The sequence below is a fragment of the Niallia taxi genome (genome assembly GCF_032818155.1).
In the GTDB taxonomy this organism is placed as follows: domain Bacteria; phylum Bacillota; class Bacilli; order Bacillales; family Cytobacillaceae; genus Niallia; species Niallia taxi_A.
This window is the reverse complement of the sequence record NZ_CP102589.1, coordinates 771716-792688: the sequence shown is the minus strand read 5'-3', so window position 1 is coordinate 792688 and position 20973 is coordinate 771716. Positions and strand designations below refer to the sequence as shown.

20 protein-coding genes are annotated in these 20973 nt (G+C 39.5%); 8 read left to right on the top strand and 12 right to left on the bottom strand.

Translation table 11 applies throughout. The annotated features are described in order from the left end of the window. The first annotated feature begins 291 nt into the window (after positions 1–291). Together NQZ71_RS03955 and NQZ71_RS03950 are read left to right on the top strand one after the other, a co-directional pair. Positions 292–921: a YesL family protein gene (locus NQZ71_RS03955; protein ID WP_317011349.1), complete on the top strand. Its 630-nt coding sequence runs from the start codon at positions 292–294 to the stop codon at positions 919–921. A 30-nt stretch (positions 922–951) separates the two neighbouring features. Beyond that, the gene (locus tag NQZ71_RS03950) at positions 952–1869 is read left to right on the top strand and encodes an ArsR/SmtB family transcription factor (protein WP_317011347.1); all 918 of its coding nucleotides are present in this window, start codon (positions 952–954) and stop codon (positions 1867–1869) included. Positions 1870–1973: 104 nt separating this feature from the next. On the opposite strand, the gene mmsB is transcribed toward NQZ71_RS03950, so the two are convergent. The 4 genes from mmsB to NQZ71_RS03930 form a co-directional block, all read right to left on the bottom strand. Continuing rightward, the gene (mmsB, locus tag NQZ71_RS03945; RefSeq protein ID WP_275008422.1) at positions 1974–3170 is read right to left on the bottom strand and encodes a multiple monosaccharide ABC transporter permease; all 1197 of its coding nucleotides are present in this window, start codon (positions 3168–3170) and stop codon (positions 1974–1976) included. Between the two features lie 33 nt (positions 3171–3203). Further along, complete coding sequence (gene mmsA / locus NQZ71_RS03940; RefSeq protein ID WP_317011723.1) at positions 3204–4688, bottom strand: multiple monosaccharide ABC transporter ATP-binding protein; 1485 nt, start codon at positions 4686–4688, stop codon at positions 3204–3206. A gap of 83 nt (positions 4689–4771) precedes the next feature. After that, a complete protein-coding gene (chvE, locus tag NQZ71_RS03935) occupies positions 4772–5851 on the bottom strand; it encodes a multiple monosaccharide ABC transporter substrate-binding protein (protein WP_317011346.1) in 1080 nt (359 codons plus the stop codon). 311 nt (positions 5852–6162) lie between these two features. After that, a complete protein-coding gene (locus tag NQZ71_RS03930) occupies positions 6163–6792 on the bottom strand; it encodes a nitroreductase family protein (RefSeq protein ID WP_317011345.1) in 630 nt (209 codons plus the stop codon). Between the two features lie 119 nt (positions 6793–6911). On the opposite strand from NQZ71_RS03930, the gene NQZ71_RS03925 reads away from it, so the two are divergent. Both NQZ71_RS03925 and lepB read left to right on the top strand, forming a co-directional pair. After that, positions 6912–7268, top strand: a complete 357-nt coding sequence (locus NQZ71_RS03925) for a winged helix-turn-helix transcriptional regulator (protein ID WP_144454132.1) — start codon at positions 6912–6914, stop codon at positions 7266–7268. Positions 7269–7426: 158 nt separating this feature from the next. Next, positions 7427–7954, top strand: coding sequence for a signal peptidase I (gene lepB / locus NQZ71_RS03920; RefSeq protein WP_317011344.1), 528 nt, complete (start codon positions 7427–7429; stop codon positions 7952–7954). A gap of 102 nt (positions 7955–8056) precedes the next feature. Here lepB and NQZ71_RS03915 read toward each other — a convergent pair whose 3' ends face one another. Continuing rightward, positions 8057–8254: a hypothetical protein gene (locus tag NQZ71_RS03915; RefSeq protein ID WP_317011343.1), complete on the bottom strand. Its 198-nt coding sequence runs from the start codon at positions 8252–8254 to the stop codon at positions 8057–8059. Between the two features lie 222 nt (positions 8255–8476). On the opposite strand from NQZ71_RS03915, the gene NQZ71_RS03910 reads away from it, so the two are divergent. Beyond that, the gene (locus NQZ71_RS03910) at positions 8477–9886 is read left to right on the top strand and encodes a phospholipase D-like domain-containing protein (protein WP_317011342.1); all 1410 of its coding nucleotides are present in this window, start codon (positions 8477–8479) and stop codon (positions 9884–9886) included. Between the two features lie 66 nt (positions 9887–9952). Here NQZ71_RS03910 and NQZ71_RS03905 read toward each other — a convergent pair whose 3' ends face one another. After that, entirely contained in the window at positions 9953–11332 is a 1380-nt protein-coding gene (locus NQZ71_RS03905) for a glycoside-pentoside-hexuronide (GPH):cation symporter (protein WP_275008415.1), read from the bottom strand. A gap of 5 nt (positions 11333–11337) precedes the next feature. Beyond that, positions 11338–13737 carry a hypothetical protein gene (locus NQZ71_RS03900; protein WP_317011341.1) on the bottom strand — a complete coding sequence of 800 codons (2400 nt, stop codon included), beginning with the start codon at positions 13735–13737 and terminating at the stop codon, positions 11338–11340. A gap of 198 nt (positions 13738–13935) precedes the next feature. On the opposite strand from NQZ71_RS03900, the gene NQZ71_RS03895 reads away from it, so the two are divergent. Next, positions 13936–14808 carry an AraC family transcriptional regulator gene (locus NQZ71_RS03895; RefSeq protein ID WP_317011340.1) on the top strand — a complete coding sequence of 291 codons (873 nt, stop codon included), beginning with the start codon at positions 13936–13938 and terminating at the stop codon, positions 14806–14808. Between the two features lie 39 nt (positions 14809–14847). Here the strand turns inward: NQZ71_RS03895 and NQZ71_RS03890 are convergent, their stop codons facing one another. The 3 genes from NQZ71_RS03890 to NQZ71_RS03880 form a co-directional block, all read right to left on the bottom strand. Next, positions 14848–15690, bottom strand: coding sequence for a hypothetical protein (locus NQZ71_RS03890; RefSeq protein WP_317011339.1), 843 nt, complete (start codon positions 15688–15690; stop codon positions 14848–14850). Further along, entirely contained in the window at positions 15683–16612 is a 930-nt protein-coding gene (locus NQZ71_RS03885) for a DUF6242 domain-containing protein (protein ID WP_317011338.1), read from the bottom strand. Before NQZ71_RS03885 ends, NQZ71_RS03890 begins: the two co-directional genes overlap by 8 nt. A gap of 139 nt (positions 16613–16751) precedes the next feature. Continuing rightward, complete coding sequence (locus NQZ71_RS03880; protein ID WP_164849674.1) at positions 16752–16910, bottom strand: hypothetical protein; 159 nt, start codon at positions 16908–16910, stop codon at positions 16752–16754. A gap of 333 nt (positions 16911–17243) precedes the next feature. On the opposite strand from NQZ71_RS03880, the gene NQZ71_RS03875 reads away from it, so the two are divergent. Beyond that, a complete protein-coding gene (locus NQZ71_RS03875) occupies positions 17244–18137 on the top strand; it encodes a helix-turn-helix domain-containing protein (protein WP_317011337.1) in 894 nt (297 codons plus the stop codon). A 65-nt stretch (positions 18138–18202) separates the two neighbouring features. On the opposite strand, the gene NQZ71_RS03870 is transcribed toward NQZ71_RS03875, so the two are convergent. Further along, positions 18203–18781, bottom strand: coding sequence for a TetR/AcrR family transcriptional regulator (locus tag NQZ71_RS03870; protein WP_260054334.1), 579 nt, complete (start codon positions 18779–18781; stop codon positions 18203–18205). A 214-nt stretch (positions 18782–18995) separates the two neighbouring features. Here NQZ71_RS03870 and NQZ71_RS03865 point away from each other — a divergent pair, with 214 nt between their 5' ends. Next, on the top strand, positions 18996–19622 hold the full coding sequence (locus NQZ71_RS03865; protein ID WP_127739082.1) for an FMN-dependent NADH-azoreductase: 627 nt from the start codon (positions 18996–18998) through the stop codon (positions 19620–19622). Positions 19623–19661: 39 nt separating this feature from the next. Here the strand turns inward: NQZ71_RS03865 and NQZ71_RS03860 are convergent, their stop codons facing one another. Next, positions 19662–20921, bottom strand: coding sequence for a hypothetical protein (locus NQZ71_RS03860; RefSeq protein ID WP_317011335.1), 1260 nt, complete (start codon positions 20919–20921; stop codon positions 19662–19664). Positions 20922–20973: the final 52 nt, after the last annotated feature.

Genomic DNA, 20973 nt, shown 5'->3' with positions numbered 1-20973 from the left:
ACACATGTTAATAGTATTAACCTGTCTTCTTAAAAATGTATGCGTTTTCATAAATAAGTAAATCGTCTAGGAAAACGTTTTTCTAAAGCGTAAAAAGTCATTATCTTTTTGTACTTATTTTGTGAGTTTCCCTTTAGGTCAAGCAAAAAAGACGGTTTCTACCTAATTGCAAAGGAGAAAAGGAGGATTTTTCCGATTTTTTATATTATTAACACGCTCCTTACATACACATTAAAAGAAAGCATCTATTATTTTAGGTTTTGCTAAAAGAAAACAAAAGGAGGACCACCTATGAAGGCTGTACTCGTCGATTCTATTTATTCTATTTCTAATTGGATTTTGCGGTTTTTATACGTTCATCTATTATGGATGCTATTTTCGATTGTAGGACTCGCTGTTGCCGGTTTCTTCCCTGCAACTGTCAGTCTGTTTGCGGTTATGCGTAAATGGCTGCTTGGTGAAACAAGCTTTCCGATTTTTTCAACCTTTCTATCTGTCTATAAAAAGGAATTTGTGAAAAGCAATCTTCTCGGCCTGCTCCTCATTTTTGGCGGGGCTGTCCTGTATGCAGATTTGCTGGCACTTCAGCATACAACGATTACCTTCTTACAATATCTCTACTTTCCTGTTCTTTTTATCGCCTTGCTTTACGCCTGCAGTGTTCTTACCTTTTTTACGATGTATGTTCACTATGAGCTAAAAGGGCTTCATATCATTAAAAACGCCCTGCTGTTTACACTGGCAATGCCCCTTGCCTGCGCTAAAATGGTTGGCGGACTAATAATCATTGTTTATGTGCTGATTACCTTTCCAGGAAGCATTATTCTATTTGGCGCAAGTTTGCCTGCCTTTTACATGATGTGGACCAGCTTAAGGGCATTTTCTCGATATGAACAAAAACGAACTAAGCAACTGACATAAACTCTCAAGTCAAGAAAGAAGGTAGTTTACATGATACATATAAAAGATCTCCGCTCTGGCTTAAATATATATAAAGCACTTAGCTCAGAAATCCGCCTTGAAATATTGACACTGCTGCAACGAAATAACAGCCTCAACTTAAATGATATCGCCCAAAAGCTGCAGCTCTCTAACGGTGCTGTCACTATGCATATTAAAAAGCTGGAGGAAAGTGGTCTTATTGATATATCAACAGCTGGAGGAAAGCATGGCATTCAAAAAATCTGCTATTTAAATGAGGATGTTCTGACGATTGAGCTACAGGATAAGGGTGTGGAGAATTTTTATGAGTATGAGATAAAGGTCGGCCATTATTTCGATTATGCGGCAGATCCGACATGTGGTCTTGCGACAAAGGACAGCATTATTGGTGAGTTTGACAACCCTCGCTACTTTGCCGATCCTGACCATATTCACGCAGACATCGTTTGGCTGAAAAAAGGCTTTCTCGAATACAGAATTCCTAATTACTTAAAGAAAAATCAACGCTTTAAAGAACTTCAATTTATATTCGAAATCAGCTCAGAGGCTCCCTTCTACAATAATGACTGGCCCTCTGACATTTTCTTTTACTTAAACAATGTCGAGCTTGGCCTTTGGAATTCACCGGGAGACTTCGGCGGCACAAAAGGAGCCTGCAATCCAAGCTGGTGGCCGCCCCACTTGAACCAGTACGGCTTGCTGAAGCTGCTGCGCATCAATAAGGACGGCACATTCATTGATGGCTGCCGGATATCGGATGTAACGATTGAGGATGTTGGTCTGCAGGATCATCCTGACATTAAGCTGAAGTTTGCAGTAACAGATGAAGGCACAATCGGTGGTTTGACCCTTTACGGGCGCAGCTTTGGCAATTATGAGCAGGATATTACGGCTCGGATTCTTTATGAGGAAGTGCTGCCGGAGTGAGGGGGGATGGTATCTTCCCTCTTTTTTAGTTACAGTGAAGATTAATTGATTTGAAGACTAACAAACTAAAAAACCAAGCCCACTCGAGCTTGGTTTTTTACGATTTATGAAGCTAATTTATTCTTATTATAAATATCAAACGCAACCGCTATCAGTAGCACAAGTCCTTTTATAGCCTGCTGCCAGTCAATGCCAAGGCCGATGATGGACATACCGTTGTTCATGACACCCATAACGAGACCACCGACAATCGCCCCGCCGACTGTACCGATGCCGCCATAAGCAGATGCGCCGCCGATAAAGCAGGCTGCAATCGCATCAAGCTCGAACAGATTTCCTGCTTTTGGTGTTGCGGCATTAAGTCTTGCGGCGAAAATCAAACCAGATAAAGCTGCAAGCACACCCATGTTCACAAACACCCAGAAGGTTGCTTTTTTTGTTTTGATACCAGAAAGGCTTGCGGCCTTTTCATTGCCGCCGATCGCATAAACATGTCTGCCCATTACAGTTTTCTTCATGACAAAGCTGTAGATAATAATTAACCCAATAAGGATAAGCAGAATGGTTGGAATGCCTTCATATGTTGCTAAAACATATGTGAACACATTAATCAGCACGATAATGGCCGCTATCTTTGTAATAAATAGTCCTTTTGAAGACACTTCAAAATCATAGCGAAGCTGGGTTTTACGATTGCGGGCTTCAATCAGCAAGTAAATGATGGAAAATACAATTCCTGCAACAATCGTCAGCATATGCAATGTGCTGCCGCCAAAGATATCAGGGATAAAGCCTGAGCTAATATCCTGAAAGGACTGTGGATACGGCGCAACAGATTTGCCTTTTAAGACAAGCATCGTCAAGCCTCTGAACAAAAGCATCCCGGCAAGTGTGACGATAAAGGCGGGAATCTTGACGTATGCGACCCAAAATCCTTGCCATGCCCCAATTACAGCGCCAACTAATAAGGAAAGAATAACAGCCAAAAAGACGGGCATATCATGGTTAATGATTAAAATACCGGAAATGGCGCCGACAAATGCAGCTACAGAGCCGACAGACAAATCGATATGACCTGTGATGATCACGAGCACCATGCCGATTGCAAGGACGAGAATATAGCTGTTCTGCAAAATCAAATTGGTGATATTGAGCGGGCGTAAAAGAATGCCCTCTGTTAACACTTGAAATAGTATCATAATCAGCACTAATGCGGTAAACATTCCATATTGGCGTAAATTGCTCTGAATTAATGCCAATATAGAGCCTTTATTGCGGTAATCCTCCAACGGTGTATTCACCTTAACTCCCCCTTCCTTTCCTGACCGACGGCTTTAGCTTGTAATATATTTCATGATGCTTTCCTGTGTCGCCTCTGCCGCAGCTAACTCTCCCTTGATGCTGCCTTCGTTCATAACATAAATTCTGTCACACATTCCTAACAGCTCTGGCATCTCAGAGGAAATAAGGAGGATTCCTTTTCCTTCGTCTGCGAGCTGATTGATAATGGTGTATATCTCATACTTAGCGCCAACATCAATTCCTCTTGTCGGCTCATCAAGCATCAGAATATCCGGTTCAGCGTAAATCCACTTGCTCAACACAACCTTTTGCTGGTTGCCGCCGCTCAAGTTTCCGGTCTTCTGAAGGATGGACGGTGTTTTGATGTTCATCTTCTGACGATAGTTTTCCGCCTCCTTCACCTCGACATTTTCATTGAGTACACTAAACTTGGAAAGCTTGCCTAAGTTCGGCAAGGAAATATTTCGTTTAATGTCCTCAATTAAAATAAGCCCATAGTTTTTCCGATCCTCTGTTACGTAAGCAAGTCCATTTTCAATTGCTTCCGGCACATTTTTCACCGAGATTTCCTTGCCATCCTTATAAAGCTGACCAGAGATTTTCGTACCATAGGACCGTCCGAACACGCTCATCGCAAATTCTGTCCTTCCTGAGCCCATTACTCCTGCAATCCCGACGATTTCGCCTCTTTTAATATGCATGCTGATATTGTCGATTACTTTTCTGTCCCCTTGCAGCACTTCCCAGTCCTTGACTTCCAAAATCGTCTCACCGATTTGCGGGGTTCTGTCTGGATAACGGTTTGTCAGCTCCCTGCCGACCATGCCCTTAATGATTCTATCCTCTGATACTTCCTCCCATTTCAGTGTTTCGATTGTTCTGCCATCACGGATAATCGTAATACTGTCAGCGACTTTTGAGACTTCGTTTAATTTATGGGAAATCATGATGCTTGTCATTCCTTCTTTTTTGAATGAAAGAAGGAGCTGTAACAGGTTTTCACTTTCTTCTTCATTTAAAGCCGCAGTAGGTTCGTCCAAAATCAGCAGCTTCACATCCTTAGAAAGTGCTTTGGCGATTTCCACAAGCTGCTGCTTGCCGACACTGATTTTGGATATGAGTGTATTCGGATTTTCAGATAAGCCGACCTTTTTCAAAAGCTCTCTTGCCTTAACAACCGTTTCATTCCAATTAATGACACCAGCTTTAGCCTGTTCATTGCCAAGGAAGATGTTTTCTGCAATCGACAGCTCTGGTATAAGCGCAAGCTCCTGATGGATAATAACAATTCCTAAGCTTTCACTGCCCTTTATATCCTTGAACATGCAGACCTCATCTTGAAAAAGAATGTCCCCTGAATAGGTACCATGTGGATATACACCGCTCAGCACCTTCATCAGCGTTGACTTTCCCGCACCATTTTCCCCGCATAATGCGTGAATTTCGCCTGCTGCAACTTTTAAGTTCACATCATCGAGTGCCTTGACACCTGGAAATTCCTTTGTGATATTCTTCATTTCCAGAATATTTCCCACGCTGTCAGCCCCCTTTCTTATCTAAAGCAGTTTCTCTTAGTTAAAGAGAAACTGCCGTTTTATGTTTATTTGTCTAGTTCAGACTCATCATAATAGCCGCTGTCGATGACAATTTCCTGATAGTTTTCCTTATCAACAGAAACTGGCTCTAATAGATACGCAGGAACAACCTTCACACCGTTGTCATATGTTTCTGTATCATTAACCTCTGCTTCTTCCCCATTCAAAACAGCCTCGGACATATCAACAGCTTTCTTGGCAAGCTCCCTTGTATCCTTGAAAACAGTTTGCGTCTGCTCGCCGGCAATAATGGACTTAACAGATGCTAATTCTGCGTCCTGTCCTGTTACGACTGGCAGCGGCTTATCTGTTGTTCCATAGCCAACACCTTTCAAGGAAGCGATAATCCCAATACTAATTCCATCATATGGAGACAGAACCGCATCAACATTTTCCTTCGTATAATGAGCACTCAACAAGTTATCCATGCGGGCCTGAGCTGTCGCTCCATCCCATCTTAATGTTGCGCCTTGCTCAAACTTCGTCTGTCCGCTTTGTACAACTAATTTGCCTGAATCAATATAAGGCTGAAGGACCGACATCGCTCCATCAAAGAAGAAATAAGCATTATTATCGTCCGGTGATCCGCCGAACAGCTCGACATTAAACGGCCCCTTGCCATCCTTTAAGCCAAGCTTCTGTTCAATATAGCTGCCTTGCAGCACTCCAACCTGGAAGTTATCAAATGTTGCATAATAATCGACATACTCACTCTTTTTAATAAGACGGTCATAGGCGATTACCTCAATTTCCTGCTTATGAGCCTTTTCGAGTACATTTGTCAGTGCCTCACCATCAATTGCGGCGATAACAAGGACGTTAACACCTTTTGTGATCATGTTCTCGATTTGGGAAACCTGGTTTTCCACAACATCCTCTGCATATTGAAGGTCTACTTTATAGCCCTTTTTCTCAAACTCTTCCTTCATATACTTACCGTCACTAATCCAGCGCTCAGACGATTTCGTAGGCATGCTGACACCAACAAAGCCCTTCTCATCCTCATCACTACCGCCGCCTCCCGAACAGGCAGCCAACGCAAATAATAAAACAGCAGCTAAAATTGCAGACAAAAGCTTCTTCATTCTTGAACCCCTTCCCATTTGTCTATTTCTTGGACCTTTCGTTTTGGTGCCATACTTGTCTTTTTTAAAGACTGCTGAAAACAGAATGCGCTTACATTCTAAGCTTTAAAAATGGAGCTTATCTCCCCGACGAAAGCCCAATATTATTGCTATGTGCCAGTGGTTTGGAATATGCCTGTTTATTTTTTCCGTTGTTAATAGTAGGGAGAGGAAAAGTTAGAGTTGGAATTGTAAAATTAGTAGTTTTTAGTGGGAGAAAAACCTGCAAATCCTGCTTCTATGAAAGCAGCAGGATTTGCTAGCGTGGGGAGTCATCTATTTATGCTATTTTTAAAGATGATTTTATTCACAGCATGTCTTACCGTTTGATGGCCCTGCTTTACTCCTTTCCCAATCGCGATAAGCATAACATCTAAATACCTGTCTGGAATTTTCAATACCTTCCTTAATTTGTCTGAATCGTATCCAGACATAGTAATCGTATCTAAGCCAGTCTCATTCGCTAATAACAATAACGACATTGACGCAAGGCTCGCGTCTCTTATCAATTCAAGTTTCAAGTCTTCCTCTGTCTTGTTTGAATAGTAATCAATAGCAGCACTTGCCAGAAATTCTCTAATATCGGTATTAAAATACCCTTTTTGGAAGCCCTGCTCCTGTATATTGATGATATTTTCCTTTTCAAAAGCAGCATAATCTCCAAGCACAACAATGACAGCTGAAGCCTCTACTACCTGTTGCTGATTATAAGCAATCGGCAATAAAGTTTCCTTTACCTCCGGGTCATCAATGACTAAATATCGTGTTGCTTGAATATTATTACCATTAGGTGACTTACTTGCCCCTTCAATTAAGCCCTCCAATATATTTTCATCTATTTTGTAGGCTGGATCATAATGTCTTACAGAACTTCTTGCGTCTATCAACTTTCTGACACTCATTGCAATTCCTCCAAATTGTTTATTTATTACCTGAATTATAAAAGCGATAATGAAGATTGAAAATAACGCACAAAAAAGTGGGATAGCCACCTTTTTGTACCTATCAGGGAGGAGTAGAGATGAGCAAGCTTAATACAGGAATAAATATATTCATGAGTGTTGTCGGTGGAAAATGGAAATGTTTAATTCTCTATTTTCTTAGTCTGCAGCCAAGAAGAACAAAGGATTTTTATACACTAATGCCAACCATTACACAAAAGGTACTAACAGAGCAGTTAAAGCAGTTAGAAGAAGCAGGTCTTGTGAAAAGAGAAGTATATAAAGAAATCCCGCCAAAAGTAGAATATAGTTTAACCAAGTTAGGGCTTACCTTTGTACCTGTCCTAAATACGATGTGCGACTGGGGAAACAGTTACGCTGTCACTCAAGATATAGAAACGAACGATAACTATTGCTGTCATGATAAAACTACTTAAACTGTATCAGCCCCGCCCTTGTGAGTTGGGCTTTTACTTATATGCTCATCCTAGCAGTCTCAAATTTGGAAAAGCTTGTTTCACTCTTGAAATCGTCCCACCTATTTATTGTATTAATATGGTAATATCCATATATAAATTCGATTAAGGAGGGAAACATGAGCGAACAAACAAAAAAAGAGATTTACGCATGGGCCAAAACAATCGTATTTTGCTTTTTACTAGTATTCATCTGTCGCCAGTTTGTATTTACCCCAATCATCGTGGACGGGAAATCAATGATGCCGACATTAGAAAACAATAACCGTATTCTCGTTAACAAAATAACCAGCATCGACCGTTTTGATGTGATCGTTTTTCATTCTCCTGTTTCTAGTGATTACTATATTAAAAGAGTCATTGGTATCTCAGGAGACAAAATGGAAGTGAAAGACGATTCCTTATATGTAAACGGGAAAAAATATGATGAGCCGTATTTGCAGGCAAATAAAGAGAATCTCGCAAAGGGCAATTTAACAGCCGATTTAAAAGAAACTGTTCCGGAAGGATACTTGTATGTAATGGGAGATAACCGCCTTAAAAGCAATGACAGCCGCAGGTTCGGCTTTATTTCAAAAGAGGATGTTGTCGGTAAAGCAGCACTTCGGTTTTATCCTTTTGATCAGATGAAAGTGATAAACGAATAAAGGAAGCTTACGTTAAGAAGTGTGAATTTTTAGGGGTGGTTGCTTAAATCATCCCTTTTTGTAATGTCAAAAATATACTGGTGAGGAAATGAAAATAGCCTGTTAAAATCTGTCATCGTTTTTATTTATGCCTTTTTTTCTATACAGCATTCCATTAATGAAAAGCAATAATCCTAATGCGATTGACATGATTAATGTTACTTTATTAATTTCAAGCTTTGCCACAAGTGCGATTACATCATTTAGTAAAATGATTATAGCTAAAACAAATGAAATATTACGAGTTCCTTTGGCCTCCATTTTCACCAGTCCTCCCTATCCCAAAATCCTTATATTCCCAATTATAACATGCTATGCGAATTTCCTTCAAAATAAAGTGGCTGCTATTCTTATTTGATTAACCAAAACAAAGCCACATCTTTTTTCATATTCTTAACAGTATTGTACAAACTATTAACAATTATTATTGCTTTCCAGGTACGAAGGGAGAGAATTCCGATAAAAAAGGTGAGTAGATGGGTTATGATAATTGTTATTTTTTATTTATTGTATAGCGTTATATTCGGTATTGTTATTTTTAAATTTAATCACCCACAGGTTAGTAACGACTATAAGGAACAGCATAAAGTAGAAAGATTTTATGGCAAGGAAGAGTCACAGGATCGGGCAATTTTATTAGAAGAAAAAACCTTTGCTGGTTATGCCCGTGTCAACTTAATGGAAAATGCTCAGGAATCTATTGATGTTGCTTATTATGCGATCCATAAAGGCTATATTACCGATTTAATATTAGGGATGATTTTGGATGCAGCAGACCGCGGGGTTAAGGTTAGAATTCTTTTGGATGGGTTTTCTCATGGTCTTCGCTTTAGTTTAAAGGATGATCAATATGCCCTTATCAATCATCCAAATGTGGAGCTGAAATTTTACGAACCATTAAATGTTTTAAAGCCGTGGACTTGGAATAATCGGTTTCATGATAAATTACTTATTATTGATCATAAGTATGCGGTTATTGGCGGCAGAAATATTGGCAATCGTTATTTTGTTCAGGAGGGTGAGAAAAACCCGACGAATGACCGGGATGTGCTGATAATTAATACGAAGCCAGAAACAGCCGAAGGCAGTGTTTTGAAGCAAATGGAATCTTATTTTGATGAGGTTTGGAATAATCCAATTGTAATGCCTCCTTATAACAAGCTGTCATCACGTCAACAAACGAAAGCAAAGGAAGCTAACAAGCAATTAAAACAGAAGCTCGATGATTTGCGTAATACAGATAAAAAAATATTCAATAACTATTATGATTGGGTGAGTATGTCTTTGCCTACAAAGAAAATCACCTTTATTCATAATCCGATCCAAAGATTTAATAAGGAGCCTTGGGTTTGGTATGATTTAACAAACCTCATGAAAAAGACGAAAAATTCGTTAGTCATTCAAAGCCCATATGTTATTCCGACAAAACCGATGCTTCCTTATCTCAATAACTTACAGATACCTGCAGACAAGATAACAGTGTTAACAAACTCGTTAGCATCAACAGCCAATGTTATGGCCTATTCAGGGCATATTAAACATATTAACGCAATGGTAACAAAGAATGTGAATGTGTATGAATACCAAGGGGCTGACTCTATTCATGCCAAAACATTTATCTTTGACGATCAAGTGAGTGCGATTGGTGCCTTTAATATGGATTCACGGTCGACATTTTTAAATACTGAGTCCATGGTCATCATTGACAGTCCAGTGTTTACCGAAAAACTCAAAACAGAAATGAACCACTATTTCAAGCATAGCTTGAAGGTAGCACGGGATCAATCGTACGAGGAGAACCCTGACTTAAAACCAGGCAAGGTAAGCTGGATTAAAACATATGGTGTGAAGGGACTATCCTATATAACTGGGTTATTTCAGCATTTATTATAAAAAGACTGACTTTGTATATAAAAAAGAGCTTAGGCAAGTTCACCTAAGCTCTTACTTATTTATTATTTATCTCTTCAACAACAGCTCATCTCGAACTCTCTCTTCATTCTTTTCATACTTCTTATAATTCATCATAATAATTGCGCCGACAATAAAGAAGATTGCTGGCAGCCACGTGAAGCAGAATTTGATTGCTGCGAGTGAGCTTGCTGTTTGTGTTGCATTTGCGACATAGCCTGCTTTATCCATAATGATGGATGGGATGAAGCTGCCAAGGCCTGCTCCGATTTTGATACAGAAGGAGCTGCCGATCGCTGTGAGGAAGCCGCTGGCGCGGATGCCTGTTTTCCACTCGCCATAGTCAACAGTGTCTGACAGCATTGCAAATGGTAATGTCACGGCAATTCCTGTTCCAAGTGAGGCAATTACCCACCCGAAGATAATCATCGACGTGCTTGCCCCTGCAAAAGCAATGATAATTTGGCCAATTGCAGCAATGGCAAAGCCTAGTATTTGTGTGTGCGTTTTCAAAAATTTCTTTACGATAAATGGAATAATCGTGATAGAAATCATCTGGAACACAACAAGGCCGTTTAAGATGGATGCCAGGTTTTTATGATCTAAATTATATTGCGAATAATAGATTAATGTTGATGTTCTTGATGTATTGCCCAACCAATAAAAGATAAAGGCAAGAACTAAAGTAATCCATGGCCAATTCCCTTTAACTGCTCGGAAGCTTTGGCGAATCGGGATTGATTTAATGCTTTTCGTATTGATTTCTCTCGTACCAGAGAAGGCAAACAGCATAAGTGCGATAGCAATAACGGCATAGATGGCAACCGTTACTTGGAACCCTAATTTATCATTGCCGTTCCCAAAAAATGCAACAAGTGGCAGTGTGAAGGTTGCTGTGATTAAATAGCCAATCATTCCACCATTGCTGCGCCATGAATTTAAACGGACACGTTCATTAGAGTTATTCGTTAAATTCGGCAGGATTGCCGTAATGGGTGTGGCAATTCCTGTGTAAACAATCCCCATTAAAATGTACGTGACTAACGCATAAATGACTTTTGCACTTGCTGATAGGTCTGGAGCTAAAAAGGTTAAAAAGAATATTACGCCAAACGGGATTGCCAGCCAGAGCCAATATGGACGATTTTTACCCCATTTTGTATTTGTATGGTCAATGATTAATCCCCAAATCGGTGCATCAAGGGCATCAAAAATCCGAGCAACAAGCAAAATAGTTCCCGTTGCAGCAATTGAAATTCCAAAAACATCTGTATAAAAGTACATGATAAAGCTAGTTAGTGTACAATATAGCAAATTTCCGGCAGTATCTGTACTTGCATATGCCAAAACTCGTTTTAAAGGCATTTTTGAGTTATTATCCTCTACCTTGTTGTCTTGTAGCTGTTTAGCAGTGCTGCTTTCTACCATTTCTCTCACTCCCTAGTCAGTAATTGTTCTTTCGGCCTAAACTGGCCATTTGTAAACAAAACCTGTGGAACTAGTTGCCCGTTTTCTGAAATGAAGTGTATATCTTTATCATAAAAATGATATTCTGTTGGAATGGGAGCATAGCTTGTAATTAACAGCCCTGCTTCTGTTTCTTCGATTGAGCCATTCACAACAGCGATTTTGCCATTTTCCTCATATAAGAACGTCTTTTTTCCAAAACCATCTAAATAAGCAACAAGCTCCTCGCCCATATCCCAATCTGCTGTTTCCTCTTCCTTTGTGAATAGACGGGTAAAGATACCGCCATCTCGAAAGAAGGTTGATTGACCAAAGCGGTTGCGCGATAAATCTGGTCTGTTTATATGAGGACCAGCAATGCTGTAAGTGGAAGCTGCTTCCCCACTATTCAGCTTCGTATCTGTTGCCTTTGCATTTGTGTCATAGCAATACAAAATTCCAATTGTCGCCCGATATGCAGCCTTTAAGTATCTCGTATCATGCAGCTCTTCGTAAGCCTTTAGGCAAGCAGCCGCTGTTACCCCGCCCCAAAGGGAATGAATCATATAAGATAATGCTTCCCACCAGCGATCAGGACTTTGAGCGCGGAAATCATTAGAAAAGCCTATGTTGGCAAGAACTAATTCTCCGTATCTGTTGGCAGCATCCTGATGGTGTGTGCTTGCTAAAGCTCCTGTTGCCGGACCAAAGCCAGCATTATCGTAAAAATGCTCTGTTACTGCCGCTTTATAGGTGGAACTATCCTGCGCTACCGTTTGGGCGATTTTAGACCAAAGGGAATGAATTTCTTCGTATTTCGCAGTTAAACCGCGACTTTTAAGCTGTTCCAATAATTCGTCGATATATAAGAAAAACACGCCTAGCATTTGGGCTTCTTCTTTTCCTCTTGGTGTATCGTGCAGATCTGGGTTAACTCGTAATGAGAATACATCTGCGGCCCAGGCTAAATAGGTATCTGGCTTATGCAGTTGCAATATATCCTCATCGAATTGAGATAGAAGATAAAACACATGCGCAATATACTCAAAATCCATACAGCGGTAGAAGTCGCCATACAAATTAACCGGCCTTGTGAAGTCGCCATTTTCAAACCATTTTTGGCGAATATAATAGACACAGCTTTCCTCCACCTGCTGTACTTCCTTGACATTCAGACTGCCGAGCAGGTTATTCTTCAGCACTAAGCTCAATTTTCCTAAAGACTCACCTTGATTAGAAATGGGCGAGTAGCTGTATGGATTTTCACTGTCAGCACCATTAAATAACTTGTCACTAATATAGCGGGAACGATTTTCGATGATTGTTTTGATTGGCTCCATTACATTTAAGATGATGCTGTCCAAATACTGATCATCTACTTCAATCGTAATTTTATGTTCACCGGCTTCACGGAAAAGAAGCTTAGCATTGTACCCCTGTTTCGTTTTTTTCATTTTGCCGACAATATTGATCTTTTTTCTGTTTCCGTATTTATCCAAATACTCAACAAACGCATCTGTTAAATATTTAGTTGCTGGTAGCTGCACCGCAAAATCGTAATACTTGCCTGCTATGGCAAGGGGCTGGAATTCAAAGACAGGATGATCGTATTTTGTTTTGCCAATATGGTAGAAGTCGTGCTGATCTTTAAATGGCTCCAGCTTGTATTCCCATTCCTTCTCACCAAAGCCTGCAAGCGTAAAGCCAGTTTTGTTGTATAACCAATCCGCATTTTCAAAGCCATCTGGATAGCCGCCTGCTAAAATCAGCTGGTGGAATAAAAGACCATCCAAGGATGGGGAAACGCTTTCAAAAAAGAGATTATGATAAGCACAATACGTTCCGACAGATAATGTTTGCCCTTTCGTTTGGTACATCCCTAAATGCGGTGCCTCGTTGCTTCTGCGCACACATGCCAGCTTCGTATAATCATTCGAAATAGAGGGATAAACAGCAGCAGAATGATTTGTTTGCATATCCAGATCATTCATCTTGTACATAACATAGGAAAAGGACGACCAGATTGCAAAGTCTGTGATAGTCACTTCCTTCTCTTGACGGTTTTTCATCGTTATATTCCAAGTCAGATTATCCTCAGCCTGCTTTAAATCGTATGTCATAATGACTTCTACTTTTTCAAAGGTGTATGTGACTGTAATAATGGCCTCGTCTTTCCTTACCACTGGTGTTGTATCAGCATTAGTTAGTCTTTTTCCATCAACGATAACAGAAAAATTTCCAAATAGCTTATCTTGTTCTTTATATCCGCTTTGCTTGAGATAGCTAGCATCAATAACCCAGTTCATTTTATGTGTATCTTCTTTTAAGATTAAATTTGTTAAATTTCCACTCGGTGAAACTTGTAAGGTGAATCTTTTATTCTCCAAGGAAATACCTCCTTTTTTAATAATTTAACTGAAGCAAAATGAAGATTTTGAAGGTATAATTAATTGTAAACGCTTGCTTTTGTTAGTGCTCTTAAAATATAACAAAATAATTTTAAGATGAACATAAAGGATTCTAATCAATTTTTAAGATATTTCACTCCCTTTTATATGGGAATTAATTGAATTACTGAGGTGATAATGGTGGAAATCGTTTCAATAGCAGTGCCTCCTTTTCCAATTTTTATCGAAGGCAATATCACTACATATGAGAAAGGAATAAGCCATCCAAATCGAAGCGATTTAGAGTACTTCGATATTATTCTTGTGCGGAAAGGCTGTCTTTGCTTAACAGAGGACAATAAGGAGTTTATTATCAATAAAAATGAAATGTTTATCCTGCTGCCCTTCAAACATCATTTTTCCACAATCCCGACAGAGGAAGACACAGAGTTTTATTGGCTGCATTTCTATACGAACAGCTATTATACAGAGGAGAGTCAACCGCGGAAGCTAGAATCGACAATTCCTATTCCAGCATTGCATTTTCATAATCACAGCTATACACTGCACCTACAAAAGCAGTGCAGACTCGTTGATTATGATGAAATTTATAAAAAAATAGACCAGCTGTTAGCGGCAACGACGAAGGAAAATAAAGATTTATCCTTTTGGGACATCCAGATAAGCTTCTTTTCTCTTATTAATCTTTTAGAATCGCAAGGCATGGCTAAGGACAGCGGCTATATCATTTCTGAAAAGGTTGCCCAATATATAAGAGATCATTATTACCAGCCAATAACAAGCACGATACTAGCGAGAGAATTCAACGTTCATGAAAACACAATCGCTAAGTATATGAAAAAATTCTACAAGGTAACAGCACTAGAATATTTAAACACGTACCGGTTAGAGCAAGCCCGTATTCTATTATTAAAAACAGATAACCCGATTCAAACTGTCGCAGAACAATGCGGCTTCAGCTTTGGCCCTTATTTCTCCAGTGCTTTTAAAAAGACTTATGGCATTTCGCCGTTGAATTATCGGAAGAAGCATATGGGGAGGGAGAAATGAAGCTAAAAGGTGCACTCTATCACTAAAGTGCACCCCATTCTATTTCTCTATTTTCAATGTTATCGGCTGATTTTCTGCCATTTCTGCCTTATAAAGGACAATATCCCCCTCAACTGGTAGCGATGCATTTGAATTCCTCTTAAAGTTTTCCGCTAAAGCGATTGTCCAGACTGCTTGATCATCCTTTGTCAGCACAACGGCAAGTGTGCCAAATTGAACAATATTTCCCCATTCAAACTGGTCTGTTATCCCGTTTTCTGTTACGGATATCCCTTCTGTGTTACTGATAACCTGAACATTTTCGCCTTGCCAGCTGCCGTGAATTTCAGCTCCAACATGATAATAGCCACCGTTGCCGCGATCGCCGTATGTTGCGATGAATTGATGGATTTTATTATCTGTTCCTTTGTATGTAACAGCAGAAGCATCATTTGTCAGCCACTTTATTTTGAGATCGCCTGTTATGGCGTTTGGGAAGGCATCTTTTGGACGGCTGAAAATACCATAATATGTTCGGTTATAAACAGCCCTGCCTTGATTTTCCTTAATCGACAGGACATGCTTCCAATCAGGCGATATACTGCTTATGTTTTTGACTTTATAATTGCTTGAACCAAGAAGATAGGAATTGGCGGCAATGAAAATAATGATGATGCCCGTCGCAATTACTTGGCCTGCTTTCGAAAATGGTATCAAAATGGTCAGTGCTGACAATAAAAAGACAGAGAAGGCGATATTAATGATATAAAACAGCCTGTTATCTATGTACTCTACTTGAATCTGGCTTTGGAGGATAAAATAACCCATTTGCAATAAAAACAAGCAGATGGCAAGCACAAACAGCAGCCATCCAAACAGTCGAACCGTTCTCTCCTTATTCATTTGGCTCTACCTCCTGTTGAAACTCCCATGTTTTCCCGTTATCGTCGGATAGGAATTTACCCTTAACCTTTCCGCCTTTATAGTCACCATTTGCTCCTTGATTCACCAATACAGCTAAATGATTTCCTTCCTTAATAGGCACTTCTGCAGTGACAAAGATTCGTTTGTACTCATCAGGAATTTGAAAGACAGCATTTGTCCATGTTTCTCCGCCATCCTCTGTGACATAAACATCAGGTTCCTCTGGGTTAATCGTGCCAAAGGATAAAAAGCCAGTGCTTTCATCAATAAAGCCGCCATCTGAAATTAACCTTGTTACGCCTGAATTAGCCGTTTCCTGCCATGAACTTCCGCCATCATGTGTTAAAAAAACGGTCGAGGCTTCAAATGACATGGTTCTTTCCCCTGAGATAATGACATAACCAAAGCTTTCATTTAAGAAATCAACCTTTCGAAAGCGCAAACCTATTATTTTGTCTGTGATCACTGTCTCTTCCCACGTCTTCCCTTTATCAAAAGAGTACTTTAACAGCAGCTTGTTTTGGTACCCTTCTGTGGTGTTTGCATATAAGAAGGCTGCGATTTTGTTATTTATTATATAGCTGTGCTCTATTAATTCTTGCTCGTTCCCGTTATACTCTCCTTGAAATAAAAGCTCCTTATTTATTGGAACCTTTGTCCAAGTCTCCCCATTATTGTACGTTATACTTAACTCGTCATTTTGCAAAGTGTAGCTAATTTCTTCATCTGCAACCATTGGCTGCAATACTTCCGGCCCTGTCTGTTCCATTTCCTTCACCTGTGCTTCAAGCTTTTCCTTTTGTGTCACAGGCTTGCTGCTTCTTTGCTTTTCATAAAAATACATCCCAATCATTAGACCAATCATCATTAAGCTGCTTACTACTAACATTAATTTTTTCATAAAATGACTTCCTTTTTAGAAGTTTTCTTTTACATAGAATAACTATGTAATTTATTATATTTTTAGTATAGCTGAAAATCAAACAATATTTTCCATAAAAAAAGAGCTGCCACGAGCAGCTCAAGCCTTCTACCTTCTACTATTCTGTTCCACCCAGCAGTTCAATCTCCGAGCGTCTGACAAGCTCTACCGTATAGCTGTACTGCTGAAGATCCTTTATTTCCAGGAAACCGGAGTTATATATATGTATGATTCGGTATTTTCTCCCTTTATATTTGACCTTTTTTCCCAACAGCATATGGTAAACCTCCTACTTAAAATGAGACTAGCGAATCATGAAAATTCTACAAACTTATCAATGCTCAAACGGCAGTCCTGCTGCCTTGACGATTGGAGTGCCTAAGGATTGAGATACGTTTCCAAGTGGTGAGATCAATAGACCAAACAACAAAATGGCTGCAAATAGTTTTTTCATAAGATCACCCTCATCTTTCGCTTTTTTCACAGTATACGTCACTCTAAATACACTTGCGTTTCCGATGAGAGCACTTATTAATCTATATGCTATAATTAAAGGCAGAAAAGCTAGATTTCCCTCAAAAAATATAAAATTTTTTATAAAATGGTGAGAATGATGGTAGAGTTGAACGCTAAAGCACTTGGGGCAGAAATTAAAAGACTGCGGAAAATGAATAAGATTTCTCAGGCACAGCTGGCAGACGGAATCTGCACACAGGCGACAATCAGCGGAATTGAAGCTGGCAGGGGCTATCCAGGGGTGGATATTCTATATATTATTTCTATTCGCCTGAAGGTATCACTAGAATACTTATATAAGATTCTTTTAAATGATGCCGAGGATTATATAAAGGAAACAGAAGAGCTTTTGGAAAACTTAATGAAACAAAAAAATTATCAAGAAGCATTCGAAATATGTCAAAGTGAACGAAAGCAAGGCAGCAGGCAGCTCGGCTATAAATTCGAGCAGCTCATTGCATGGGTACATATCGTTTCTGGCTATTATCTGGAAAAATACGATTATCACACTGCTATCAAGGAGCTCGAAAATCTTCTCGATGATGACCATCCCCTCTTCGGACAAGACTTTATCGATTTCCGCATTCAAAACAGCATTGCGATCATCTTTGCTGAAAACAATCTGTTCCAGAAAAGCTTACGGCAATACAAAAAAATTCTTACCTATAAGGAATTCTTAAAACAACAGCATAAATTCCAAATCAAGCTTCATTATAATATATCGAAATTATTCTTTCTACAGAAAGAATATACGCTGTCATTAGAGCATGCTGATCTCGGTATCGCCCTCGGCAAACAGAAGGAAGACATATCAATGACAGGCCAGCTTTACTTCCAGCGCGGAGAATGCCTTGAAGTATTATCAGGAGATATAATGAAGGCAATCGACTCATACAGAAGGTCCATGTTCATCTTCGAGCTGCTCGGAAACGAACAATATGTGAAGATGGTGAAGGAGCAAAAACGAGAGATATTTGCGCCTGTTTAAGCTCGGAAGTACCGCCTTCCTTTCCACATAAAAAGCCTTCCCAACTGCTTGGGAAGGGCATTTTATTATCCTTTAAAATAATGGTCCAATCCGCTGACCCATATTGGCACCATCTTTGCGACAAGCTCTTCTGCCGATATTTTTCTGCCTTCCTTGTTCCAGGAATAGCTTGCTCCGTATATTCCCCAGCTCAATGTTGTAGCAATCGCAATATGCTCCTCCTTCGGATTTGCTTCATGCTCCAACAAATGGAGAATCACATCATGAACTGCTTCAATCATTTTGTTCTGGAAGTGATCGCCGAGAGATTCATAGTTTTTGGCACATTGGCCGCTTAATTCTTGATGGTATTGGCACATAACGTAAAATAAACTGCTCAGTGAATTTTCGTTGAACACGGCGTGACAAGATAGACGCTGGTGCAGCGTTTCTCTAAAACCATCCAGTAATGTCAGATCCAACAGCTCATATTTATCAAGGAAATGCGCATAAAAGGTTGCCCTATTGATGGTTGCTTTTTCCGTGATATCCTTGACTGTTATGTCTTTGAAATCCTTCTCCTGGATCAAAATAGTAAAAGCATCCAATATAAGCTGTCTCGTCCTAAGTACTCGTGGGTCGCTTTTTGCTACGGTCGTTTCCATTTATCCACCTCCATATGTAAATAATGGTTCTATATATTGAACTAAACGACATTTATCGACATTTGTTGTTTAGGCTACATATCAATAATAATGACGATTGCTACTAGTATAATTATATTCTATCATAAAGTAAGCAACACATGTTGTTTAACCAATATGAGTTTAACAAAAACTGCTAGAAATATATAAAATTTAAAATAGGGGTGTTTTAAGAATGGCAAACGTATTATTCGTAAAAGCAAACTCTCGTCCTGCTGATCAAGCAGTGAGCGTTCAATTGTATGATGCTTTCTTGCAAAGCTACAAAGAAACTCACAAAGAAGATACAATCACTGAATTGGATCTTTTTGAAGCAAACCTACCTTACTTGGACAACGACAAAATCAACGGTATGTTCAAGCTTGCTAGAGGTATGGAATTAACAGAAGGCGAAAAAGCTGCAACTGACCTTGTAACTAAATACTTGGATCAATTCCTTGCTGCTGATAAAGTAGTATTCGGTTTCCCATTGTGGAACTTCACTGTGCCTGCAGTATTGCACACATACCTTGACTACTTGAGCCAAGCAGGCAAAACTTTCCGTTATACTGCTGAAGGTCCAGAAGGACTTGTTGGCGACAAAAAAGTTATGCTATTGAACGCTGCTGGCGGCGTTTACTCTGAAGGACCTGCTGCTTCTGTTGAATTAGCAGTTCGTTACGTAAAAACAATCCTTGGATTCTGGGGCGTACAAAATCCTGAAACAATCATCATTGAAGGACACAACCAAAACCCAGACCAAGCTGCAGAAATCATTGCTGCTGGTGTTACTAAAGCTGCAACTGCTGCTGCATCATTCTAATATTACAAGGGCTGCATTGCAGCCCTTTTTTTTATGTTGTCAAAGGTCGTTTAAGAGTCCGACTTTGCCTGTTTCGGCATCTAGATAGTGGTGGCAGTCAAGGTAGCCGCATAAAGTGTATTCTTTTGTTTCTTTATCGTAAACATAGCGTGGCTTTAGAATGAAATGACTCTTTACTGCTTCGTATGCTGCCTCTTTTGAAATTTTCATTTCCTCTGGCATTTTATACGCTGAAAATCTTTCAAGCATAAGTTCATTATCCATATAATTAAATGCTTTGAAGCTGCTGCCGTCCAGCATAACTAGTAGTTTTCTTTTATAGATATTTTTAGATTTTTCTGTTTGCACAAGCTTTACGTCAATAAAGTCATAATGACGATGAATACTAGTCATTCTCGATTTGCCTGAATCATTTGGATACACTTTCTGCAGAAAACATCTCACCTCTTTCACGCATATTTGGATGTCTTCATCTGTAAGCGGGAAGGTTTCTGGATGTGGTTCGCATGCAAAGGCCTGCTCTGGAGTTATTTTCCTCGTAAGTTCAACTTGCTTCCGTTTAAATCTTTTAGGTGTAGGCACATCCCATTCCATCACATAATCGACTTGCTTTGTATTGAGTGTTGGCTCAAAAGAGAATGTTCCGCTAAGGTCATTGCGAACATACACCTCCTCAATGGCGTACGCGTGAACTATCCGCTTTTGCTCATCTACAGGAAAATCCCATTGCTGAAATTGTTGCTTCGTAATTTGTTCTGCTTTGTGAAGGTCAAGTGTATATAGCTCCTCTTTTACAGGGAGTTTGTTCATAAAGTCTCCGTACATACTGAAAAACACAAGGTTGCCCTCTTCATCAAACTCGATATCTATCCACTCTATTGGTGATATTTCCACGCCATTGATTATTCTTTTAAATGAAAGCCTAGTCTCCTCTTCCTTCCAAAATACAAAATCCTCTTCATAAGTTAAGCCTGTTTCCGTCTCTATCCATCTGATGATCCCCGCTTTATCCTTCACCTGCAAAATAGGCTTGTTTAAATAAGATTTACCGCCAACAAATATGATACTGTTAAACTTCCTTGAATCAATGTAAATACTGATAGAAGCTACTCCTTCTGGAACCTCGTCTTCCTCATCATATGCTTTAATATGCTCTGGCAGCCATTCCATTTCCAGTGTGTACAGTGTTTTATTCTGATTCGATACGCTTCTGTCTAAATCATAGGAATGAAGATAATAGTTTTCCAAACCAAGCTTCTCCTGCGTATAGTTCACTAATTCTTGTAATCTCGCATCCATGCCTTTTGCCTCCTTTTATAGAAGTTGTTAAGGTAAATTATACCATTCTTCC

What these genes read in the sequence shown, in the direction of transcription:
- NQZ71_RS03910 (WP_317011342.1), top strand. Translation starts at nt 8,477, where the DNA reads ATGATAATTGTTATTTTTTATTTATTGTATAGCGTTATATTCGGTATT.
- NQZ71_RS03905 (WP_275008415.1), bottom strand. Translation starts at nt 11,332, where the DNA reads ATGGTAGAAAGCAGCACTGCTAAACAGCTACAAGACAACAAGGTAGAG.
- NQZ71_RS03875 (WP_317011337.1), top strand. Translation starts at nt 17,244, where the DNA reads ATGATGGTAGAGTTGAACGCTAAAGCACTTGGGGCAGAAATTAAAAGA.
- NQZ71_RS03860 (WP_317011335.1), bottom strand. Translation starts at nt 20,921, where the DNA reads ATGGATGCGAGATTACAAGAATTAGTGAACTATACGCAGGAGAAGCTT.
- NQZ71_RS03870 (WP_260054334.1), bottom strand. Translation starts at nt 18,781, where the DNA reads ATGGAAACGACCGTAGCAAAAAGCGACCCACGAGTACTTAGGACGAGA.
- chvE (WP_317011346.1), bottom strand. Translation starts at nt 5,851, where the DNA reads ATGAAGAAGCTTTTGTCTGCAATTTTAGCTGCTGTTTTATTATTTGCG.
- NQZ71_RS03925 (WP_144454132.1), top strand. Translation starts at nt 6,912, where the DNA reads ATGAGCAAGCTTAATACAGGAATAAATATATTCATGAGTGTTGTCGGT.
- NQZ71_RS03955 (WP_317011349.1), top strand. Translation starts at nt 292, where the DNA reads ATGAAGGCTGTACTCGTCGATTCTATTTATTCTATTTCTAATTGGATT.
- NQZ71_RS03895 (WP_317011340.1), top strand. Translation starts at nt 13,936, where the DNA reads ATGGTGGAAATCGTTTCAATAGCAGTGCCTCCTTTTCCAATTTTTATC.
- mmsA (WP_317011723.1), bottom strand. Translation starts at nt 4,688, where the DNA reads ATGAAGAATATCACAAAGGAATTTCCAGGTGTCAAGGCACTCGATGAT.
- NQZ71_RS03890 (WP_317011339.1), bottom strand. Translation starts at nt 15,690, where the DNA reads ATGAATAAGGAGAGAACGGTTCGACTGTTTGGATGGCTGCTGTTTGTG.
- NQZ71_RS03885 (WP_317011338.1), bottom strand. Translation starts at nt 16,612, where the DNA reads ATGAAAAAATTAATGTTAGTAGTAAGCAGCTTAATGATGATTGGTCTA.
- NQZ71_RS03880 (WP_164849674.1), bottom strand. Translation starts at nt 16,910, where the DNA reads ATGCTGTTGGGAAAAAAGGTCAAATATAAAGGGAGAAAATACCGAATC.
- NQZ71_RS03930 (WP_317011345.1), bottom strand. Translation starts at nt 6,792, where the DNA reads ATGAGTGTCAGAAAGTTGATAGACGCAAGAAGTTCTGTAAGACATTAT.
- lepB (WP_317011344.1), top strand. Translation starts at nt 7,427, where the DNA reads ATGAGCGAACAAACAAAAAAAGAGATTTACGCATGGGCCAAAACAATC.
- NQZ71_RS03950 (WP_317011347.1), top strand. Translation starts at nt 952, where the DNA reads ATGATACATATAAAAGATCTCCGCTCTGGCTTAAATATATATAAAGCA.
- NQZ71_RS03915 (WP_317011343.1), bottom strand. Translation starts at nt 8,254, where the DNA reads ATGGAGGCCAAAGGAACTCGTAATATTTCATTTGTTTTAGCTATAATC.
- NQZ71_RS03865 (WP_127739082.1), top strand. Translation starts at nt 18,996, where the DNA reads ATGGCAAACGTATTATTCGTAAAAGCAAACTCTCGTCCTGCTGATCAA.